This is a genomic window from Helicobacter sp. MIT 14-3879, from assembly GCF_003364125.1.
On sequence record NZ_NXLP01000051.1, the window covers coordinates 1 to 8,262 of the forward strand.

The following is an 8,262-nucleotide window of genomic DNA, read 5'->3' on the forward strand; positions in this document are numbered from 1 at the left end:
TATAGATAATACTAATAATGATTCTAATACTATAACTACTCTTAATATTCAAGGTTCAATACTTTTATCTCCTAGTGGAATGGAGAAAGTAAGAATGGAGGTAAGATAGGAATAAAGAATTAGGAAATTTTATAGATGTTAAGTTATAATATTTGGTTAATAAACTTAAAAGGTATTTTTTAAAGGAACTTGCATAAGGAGATGAAGAAATGTTAAGGAAAATAGTAAATTCTGCTATGCTGTTATCAATATGTTTGTGTGTAGGACATGCAAAGCCATTGATGGAGTGTGAGAATTATAAAGATAGGTTTAGCGGTTGTGTGAAGAAAGAGTATTATGAAAATGGTAAGCTTGAAAGTGAAGCTCCATACGAAAATGGTAAGATAAATGGTGTTATGAAAGAGTATTATGAAAATGGACAGCTTAAAAGAGAAGTCCCACTCAAAGATAATAAAACAAATGGTATTTTAAAATGGTATTATGAATCTGGACAGCTTAAAAGTGAAGCTCAATACGAAAATGATAAACTCAATGGTGCTTGGAAATGGTATTATAAATCGGGACAGCTTATAAGTGAAGCTCCATACAAAGATGATAAATTAAATGGTGTGAAGAAAGAGTATTATGAATCTGGACAGCTTAAAAGTGAAGCTCCATTTGAATTTGGCAAGAAGAATGGTGTGGAGAAAGAGTATTATGAATCTGGACAGCTTAAAAGAGAGGCTCCATTTGAATTTGGTAAATTCAATGGTATTTTAAAAGAGTATTATGAAAATGGACAGCTTAAAATAGAAATTCCATACAAAAATAATAACGCAAATGGTGTGGAGAAAAAGTATTATGAAAATGGACAGCTTAAAAGAGAGGCTCCACACAAAAGTGATTATTTCTATGGTGTTGTGAAAGAGTATTATGAAAATGGACAGCTTAAAAGTGAAGCTTCATACGAATTAGGTGGTAGGCTAGATGGTGTGGTAAAAGAGTATGATGAACAAGGGAGGCTTCTTCCGCCAAATAGATAAGCACTTTGTGTGTAATAAGAGATGATATAAGGAGTGGGCAATGTTGTCGTTTTATCATCAATGTGAGTGTGGAGAGAGGATTAATAAGCTAATGGGAAATCTTGCAAATCCCGAAGAGAACATTTATGATGATTGGCAACCTATTGTGCAATGCCCAAAATGTAGCACAAAATATAAAGTAAAAAGACCTCCTAAAAAAACATAAATATTGCACTTTGTGTGGGATTTATTGTGGCGGTTGTTTTGAAACTTACTTTAAAGATTGATTTTTTCATTGGCTTAGCTATTATTTTTGGAACAGCCTCTATTGCAGTTGTTCTAATGATATTTGATGATTATTTTGAAAAAATAACAGATGAGCATAGTGCTAAAGGAGGCGAAAATGAAACATAAAGATATAATTGAAGTTCAATCCAAGTTTATTTCTCCTAAACATATAGGGTATAGTGCCAATATTCATCTTGAGAAACTCAATTTGCAAGAAGATGCTCAATATTACTTACAAAATGTTACAAAAATGCAGGTTGTAGATTTGCAATTAGCCTTGCAAATTTGCCGCTTGAATAATACTCAAGAGGAATCAAACTTAGAAATTTTCACACTAGATAAGACAGATAATATTATCTTAGAGCAGAATGAAAAAGAGATTCAAAAAAATAGTTCTTACAAAATTTCTACACAAACTTCAAACGATGCAAAAGAAGTTTTAGATTTAAGTATGATAATGATAAATCTTATTTCATTATTAAGTGATGAAAGTAAGGGTGCTGAAGAGATTGAAAAAAAATTAAATCAGATAAAAAGCAATCTCAATTCTTATAAAAAAGATAATATGATATTCAGTGATATTAAAGATTATAATTTCTCCAATACCCAAGAAGCATTCACTAAGGCAAAGGAGGCTTTAGATGAAATTTGTAAATCATTAGACAAAGATGCAAAGGAAGCTCAAAAGGATTTTGAAAATAGATTTAATAAAGATATGATTAATTTAACCGCACAAATTATCGGCACAACATACTTGCCAGCCTTAGCACATATTTTAATCCATAAATTTGGCACAAGTATGGCAAAGCGATTTCTTAAGGTTTTTTTGCCTGTATCGGGACCTTTTGGTATTACTTTCTCACTCATTTACCTTTTGTGGGAGATTTATGACTTTTTCTCTACTAAACATAAGAACAACCAAAAGATTGAAGCAGCTTATAGGGTTTATGGAGCGATACTAAGTATTTATGAGCGTTTGGATTATCCTTTAGTAAGTCTTTTGAATTTTGGGCATATTGGAGCTGGTAATCTTATTACAACACAAAAAGACAATCTTTTTATCTATTATTTGTATCCTAATGATGTAAAATTTAACTCCACCTTTTTATATCCATTTTTAAAAAATAATGTTTCAAATTTTGAGGATATATCTTATAAGGTTACCCTGTCTTTAAATAGTGAAAAAGAACCAAATCAAGCCTATATTGAAAATATTTTTGAAAAAAATAATAAAGATGATGATTCTATTTATATAAATGTAAAAAAAAATACTCAATTCTCAACCTTTAGTTTCGAGCATTTATATAAGATATACAAGAAAGATAAAGAAAATAATCTTTTACACTCTTCAGCTTTTCAACATTTGCAAAGTATGTTTTTGAAGTTTGATAGCTTTTTGTTTGTCAAATCCTCTAGCTTTAGTTCTATATTAGCAAATGATATGCTACTACAAAGCTTTACACCAAGCAAACAGCAAAATAAACCAAGAATGAATAAAACTGCTCTTTTTCTTACAAATTGTCTTCATAATGGATTGCCTGAATATCAGACACAACAACACATCAAAGATAAAATTTTTGATAATGGGAATACAAAGAAAAATGTGTTGTTTCTATCAGCGATGTATAGGGTAAAAAAAGCAATCTTTGTAAGAACATTGATTGATAATCTCACAGATTTATTTAAAAAGCTAGAAAACTATGCTTATCATAATCAAACACAACAAACCCATTATCTAACACAAAATCTTGGCAAGCTAATCAAAGAGTATAATGCTGGAGAAGTTAAATATCAAGGGAATTCTATCTTGTCTTATTCTCTTAATGATAAAAAATTATGTGCTATGAATGAAAAAGATTTTTGTAATTTTGTTTATGATTTATGTCAGATATTCATCACAAAAAAACATGCAAAAATGCTTGATGAATATATGAATAACTCACTTTTAAGGCTTTATTGGTATGGAAATGATCAACAGGCATTATCAAAAGCAAAAGCAGACATACAAAAGATATTTCAAGAGATGATAGCGATTATCCTAGATGTTTCTAAACTCTTTTCGCATTTTAATGCTTATGAGGTCGCAAGATTCAAAGATTATCAAAAAGAACTTGAAGTAGAATACAATAAGCAAAGAGAAATATTAGAAAGATTCTTTAAAACAGAAACTTTTACAAATGAGATAGATAAACAAACAACACCCAATAATATCTTTTATCAGGCAAAAGAAACAGAAAAGCTTTGTATCGCACTATTAGATAAGTATTTTAACAAAAAGATAAATGCTAATGAGGAGGATTTAGAATCTCTATTGCAAAATGCCCAAGATAAGATTAAAAAAGAGCAATCTAAAGCCGAAGAAGAGCTGCAAACAAGTAATCAAAATGCGTATTATCAAATAACAATAGAGTATGTTATCCCTCTTCTGCCACTCAATCGATCTTTTTTGAATTGCTTAGAGGAGAGGGAGAGATTTTTGTTTTGTAGGCTGATTATCTGTGAGATTAATGCAACAAGTAAGCCTCATCAATCTGCAAGGAGCGTTATAGATAATTTGCTAGCGTGTTATGAGTTTATCATTAGTTTCTGTGCTTTAAGCAATCTCAATGATAAAGAGTTTGAAAGATTGCTCCTTTGTGATGCCAAAGAAGGAGTTTTCAAAGCTATTTATGAAATCTCCATAGATTCTGGTCAAAAAATATTAAAAGATGAGTTAAAAGATAGATTAAAAAAGATTGATAAATATGGCATTGTAAGTGCTATGATATTTGAGGATTCTACAAAAGAGAAAATAAAAGACATTACCTCAAACATAGCAGAAGAATTAGACAAAAAACACTTTAATTTGCACTCTGTTGATTTACCCAAAGGGCTTTCTTGGCTCCCTGTGATTGCAAATTCTACGATTTCTTATATGTGCAATATTATTTTAGATGAAATATTTCCCGTGCAAATAGGCAGTGTTAAGGATATGAAACAACAAGCCATTGCGCTTACCTTTGCTCTCAATCGCCACACCAACACCCCTTATGCGACTTGTAAGCAAGGTAGTGAATACCTAACCTTTCCCATAGAAATTACTCAAACACTCATTAATGCAGATTTAAAAGCCCTTATCATAGGAGGCTCTGCTCTAAATAGTGGGCTTTTTGTGCATACGCCAAGCATTGCTCTCTTTAATCAAGATTCTCAAAATTCCTTAAAATCGCTCAAAGAGACATTAAGGCATTTTATGAATAACAAAGTAAATCTAATAGGGATAGGAGAAAGAGGGAAGAGTGTCGTCAAAGAAGCCTATGCGAAGCTATGGTTTTATTTAGATATGGGAGAAAATCAAGAGTTAGAATCCTATTTAAGAGAGGAGCTACAAACTAAACCTAGCTATTACACATTGGAGAATCTCACAAGCGATAAATTTATCAGAGTGAAACTTAAAAAGGCAAAAGAGCTTGATAATAGCGATGAAAACTTCATAGAAGTAGAGGGCAATGCCAAAGGGGGCATAAAGTTTAATCACGATTTTCTTATTCAGCTTAAAAGAGTTGCGGAGTATAATTATGGAATGTATAGAGGATTAATATCTGTAGAAGAGAATAGTCAAAACGACAACGAAACTACATATGACGATGGTGCAGAAAAAGCAGATAAGAGTCCTGATAAGTATCTCTGTGGCAATCTTATCTATAATGAAGACTATATCCCTACTATGATTGATATTGTGGATTAAAATAATAGGGGGCGAGAATGAAAGGTGCGATATTTAAATCAAAAGAACTTCCGTTTTGGCATAAGTTAAGCGAAATTCGAGAGAAAGTAGCAGCAGAATTTAATCTGCCAGAGGATACTGATTTTATAGAGTGGCAAAAGCATTTCATTCTCCAAACCCTCAAATCCTATAAACCCCACCCTAATGGCAGTGGCATAAAATGGAGTAAGGAAGAAAAAGAAGCCTTTGTAAAGCTAAGTTATAAAGAACAAAGAAAAATGATTGTGCGAAAGAGTGAGCTTAAATCAGTGCTTTTACCTTATGTGAACGTGGATTATGAGCCTTATAAATATAGTGAGAGAATTAGTGATGCTGCCAAAAGAGCTTATCAAAAAGCTAAAAGCCTTTTAGATGCTCACAGAGAAACAGACTTTAATTCCCTAGATTCTAAGATTCAAAAAGAGATTTTTCATAATTTAAGAGTTGCCTATAAAGAGCAATATTCAAAAGCAGGAGTAGAATTAGCAAAGCTACTCTTTAAAAAAGGTCAATTTGCAGAATATAGAGAAGAAGGAGAAATTGAAGAATGCACTAAAATAACTAAAGATTTATTGTATGAGAAGATTCCAGAAAATGCCTATATGTATTATCAGCTCTACAAATGGTGTGAATATGGGCGGCAATCCTATGCTTCGAGTTACTTAAAACTCAATGAGGAAGAGGCTAGAGATTGTTATAGCTATGCACTAGAATGTGTGGTGTGGGAAGCCATTGATGAGGAGACACAGAAAAAAGGATTTAAAAATAAGCGGGTTACTGCAGAGCTATGGTTAGCCGCAGCGATTAAGTATCAAAGTCCTTTGGCGTTTTATAAAGCAGCAAGTAATTATTCACCAAATAATTTGGGATTCAATGAAGTGGGTTGGTATTCTATTATAATGTTCCAAGCTTGTTTGCGTTGTGCTATCGCACTTGGAAATAATGGTGCAATCAGTAGGCTTGAGGAAAATTATAGGCTCACTGCTGGAGACTTTCCTCGCTCCCCTCTTAAAGTTGAACAATTCCGAGCTTATGCTCAAAAATCTGCTACACAAAAGGGATTAATCAATGGGCTTGACCCTTACTTTGATGAGAAGTTTCCCCCTGATGAAGTGATAGATTTAACTTCATTTATAGATAATTGCGCTATTGGTTCAGTCCTTAATGAAACCGATGAGGGTGAGCGATGGATGGGAATAGGCTGGGCTGTAAAATATGGCTATATCAAAGACCCTAGAACAAAAGGCTCTACACTAAAGAGCATTAAGGAATATTATTTAATGATGTGGGCAATTATTGTGCAAAATTTTAGGACTTATAAAAATGCTAAAAACCCTTTAGAGTATTATAATGGCTATATCACCTATCTCCGCTATTCTAATCTCCCTTATGGGCTTCCTTCTGCTCGCCCTTATGTCTTTCCTAAAGAAGTGCTAGATTTAGAGATTGATTTTAATAAGGGCTTGGAAGAGTATTGGAAAAAATACAAGTATGAGAGAAAATAAAAAAGAGGAGAGATGACACGAGATTATAAAGAAAAACAAGAACAAAGTAAAGAACAAGATAAACAACAAGATAAAAATACTATCCACCACCTCTCTCCTCGCACTAAATTCTTTACTTCTCGCTTTAAACTCCTCCATCATCAATCCAATACTACTATAAGTGGATATTCTCATACTCTCTTTAAAGATACTCAAGCTAAAGATAAAGATGATACTTATATCTTAGCTTTTAGAGGCACAGAAACAAGTGGAAAAGAATTTTTTAAAGATATGCTTTTAACTGATGGCTTTATAACAATAGGAGTTGGTATCCCTCAAATCATCTCTTTAGTTAAATTTAAAAATGAAGTCTTAAAAGAAATACAAAAAGATATAAGAGATAATTCTTTTAAAATTAATGTAGTAGGACACTCACTAGGAGGACATTTAGCTCAAAGCTTTTGTATATTAAATAATGAAAAATTAGATAATAATAAATAATCTAATTTGGTTTAAAACACAATTTTATTAGTAGAAATAAAGAAAGTAATAAATTAAACAAAGTAAAGAAATAAAAAAATAATAATTAAATAATGTTAAGGAATCTTAAAGATAAAATTAAATATAAAATATAATAGATTTAAAAAAATGAGAATATAAATTAACTAAATAAAAAATAAAGGAATAAAATTTAAATTGTTATCTCATTTACCCTATTTCTTATTGTATTTCCTTTTACATTACTCATTATAGAATCAATAGGATTTATTACTTTTGGCTTGATTGTTCTTTTTATTTTACTATTACCATTCCTTATTGTTAAGATTTCTAAAATCATTTATACTTTTTTATTAATAATCTTTAGAAAAGGTTCTACTAAGTCTAAAAGAATCTTATATAGTATTTATCTTTCTTGTATTCTCTATCTTATTTATCTCATAGGTATTCCCTTGTATTATACTCCTTATTCTTTACAACCTAGTTATTGGGAGTTTAAAAGAATGTGTGAGTTAAATGAATTACCTAATAATAAAGAGAAGTATAATAAGATATTAAGTTATTTTGATTTAAGTTTGGATACTTTGGATTGGGAGGAATTGAATAAGGAGAAAGCAATGACGCAGCAAGCCCTTGAATTCTATTATCTTAATTTTAGAGATAAAGACTTCTATAATAGAAATACACCCCTATATTCTTACTATGTTCCTATTCCTTTAAAATATAAAAAATTTGATGATACAATTAAAGTATTTTTTAAACATAAAATAGATAGAAATAATATTGATGAAATGATTTTAGATTTAACTTGGAATACACATCGTATAGATGGTGTAAATTGGAATATATCAACAGATGGAAGATTTTGGGTTTCTGTAAAAAAATTATATTGTTTTCCTAAAGGAAAATATAATAGGAGATAAAGATGACAAACAAAGAGATAATTAATAAACTTAAAGAAAATGCAGAATTAGCTTGGGCTTCTTATGGATACTTTCATTTAGCAAATAAAGATTACAAGCCTGAAGGTTGGTGGAATAAAGATAAAGAAAGATTAGATGAGTTTAGAAGGAAATACAAGATATAAATCTAATAATAGAAAAGATAAAAAATAATTAAATAAAATATATAAAAATAAAAGAGTAATAAGAGTAATATAAGATGAATGATTCTGTAATAAGATTAAATCCAACATTAACTGATTTTTTCTTATTTTGCTTTTGCATACTTCTTATTCCTGTGGTTA

The 8,262-nt window shown here is 30.5% G+C and carries 9 protein-coding genes; 8 read left to right on the top strand and 1 reads right to left on the bottom strand.

Going from position 1 to position 8,262, the window contains the following annotated elements:
- Window positions 1-209: 209 nt before the first annotated feature.
- The 6 genes from CQA44_RS10350 to CQA44_RS10365 are packed head-to-tail and all read left to right on the top strand — an operon-like array spanning window position 210 to window position 7,019.
- A complete protein-coding gene (locus CQA44_RS10350; protein WP_115547164.1) occupies window positions 210-1,022 on the top strand; it encodes a toxin-antitoxin system YwqK family antitoxin in 813 nt (270 codons plus the stop codon).
- A 40-nt stretch (window positions 1,023-1,062) separates the two neighbouring features.
- The gene (locus CQA44_RS12655) at window positions 1,063-1,227 is read left to right on the top strand and encodes a hypothetical protein (protein WP_181881870.1); all 165 of its coding nucleotides are present in this window, start codon (window positions 1,063-1,065) and stop codon (window positions 1,225-1,227) included.
- 26 nt (window positions 1,228-1,253) lie between these two features.
- The gene (locus CQA44_RS12660; protein WP_181881871.1) at window positions 1,254-1,415 is read left to right on the top strand and encodes a hypothetical protein; all 162 of its coding nucleotides are present in this window, start codon (window positions 1,254-1,256) and stop codon (window positions 1,413-1,415) included.
- The gene (locus tag CQA44_RS10355; protein ID WP_115547165.1) at window positions 1,405-5,016 is read left to right on the top strand and encodes a hypothetical protein; all 3,612 of its coding nucleotides are present in this window, start codon (window positions 1,405-1,407) and stop codon (window positions 5,014-5,016) included. The genes CQA44_RS12660 and CQA44_RS10355 overlap by 11 nt, the downstream gene beginning before the upstream one ends.
- A gap of 17 nt (window positions 5,017-5,033) precedes the next feature.
- A complete protein-coding gene (locus tag CQA44_RS10360; protein ID WP_115547166.1) occupies window positions 5,034-6,539 on the top strand; it encodes a hypothetical protein in 1,506 nt (501 codons plus the stop codon).
- A gap of 12 nt (window positions 6,540-6,551) precedes the next feature.
- Window positions 6,552-7,019 (top strand): DUF6792 domain-containing protein, encoded by a 468-nt coding sequence (locus tag CQA44_RS10365; protein ID WP_115547167.1) that lies wholly within the window; start codon window positions 6,552-6,554, stop codon window positions 7,017-7,019.
- A gap of 190 nt (window positions 7,020-7,209) precedes the next feature.
- On the opposite strand, the gene CQA44_RS12665 is transcribed toward CQA44_RS10365, so the two are convergent.
- Window positions 7,210-7,356 (bottom strand): hypothetical protein, encoded by a 147-nt coding sequence (locus CQA44_RS12665; RefSeq protein WP_181881872.1) that lies wholly within the window; start codon window positions 7,354-7,356, stop codon window positions 7,210-7,212.
- A gap of 112 nt (window positions 7,357-7,468) precedes the next feature.
- On the opposite strand from CQA44_RS12665, the gene CQA44_RS13300 reads away from it, so the two are divergent.
- Both CQA44_RS13300 and CQA44_RS12670 read left to right on the top strand, forming a co-directional pair.
- Window positions 7,469-7,939, top strand: coding sequence for a hypothetical protein (locus tag CQA44_RS13300; RefSeq protein ID WP_258865007.1), 471 nt, complete (start codon window positions 7,469-7,471; stop codon window positions 7,937-7,939).
- A gap of 2 nt (window positions 7,940-7,941) precedes the next feature.
- The gene (locus CQA44_RS12670; protein WP_181881873.1) at window positions 7,942-8,103 is read left to right on the top strand and encodes a hypothetical protein; all 162 of its coding nucleotides are present in this window, start codon (window positions 7,942-7,944) and stop codon (window positions 8,101-8,103) included.
- Window positions 8,104-8,262: the final 159 nt, after the last annotated feature.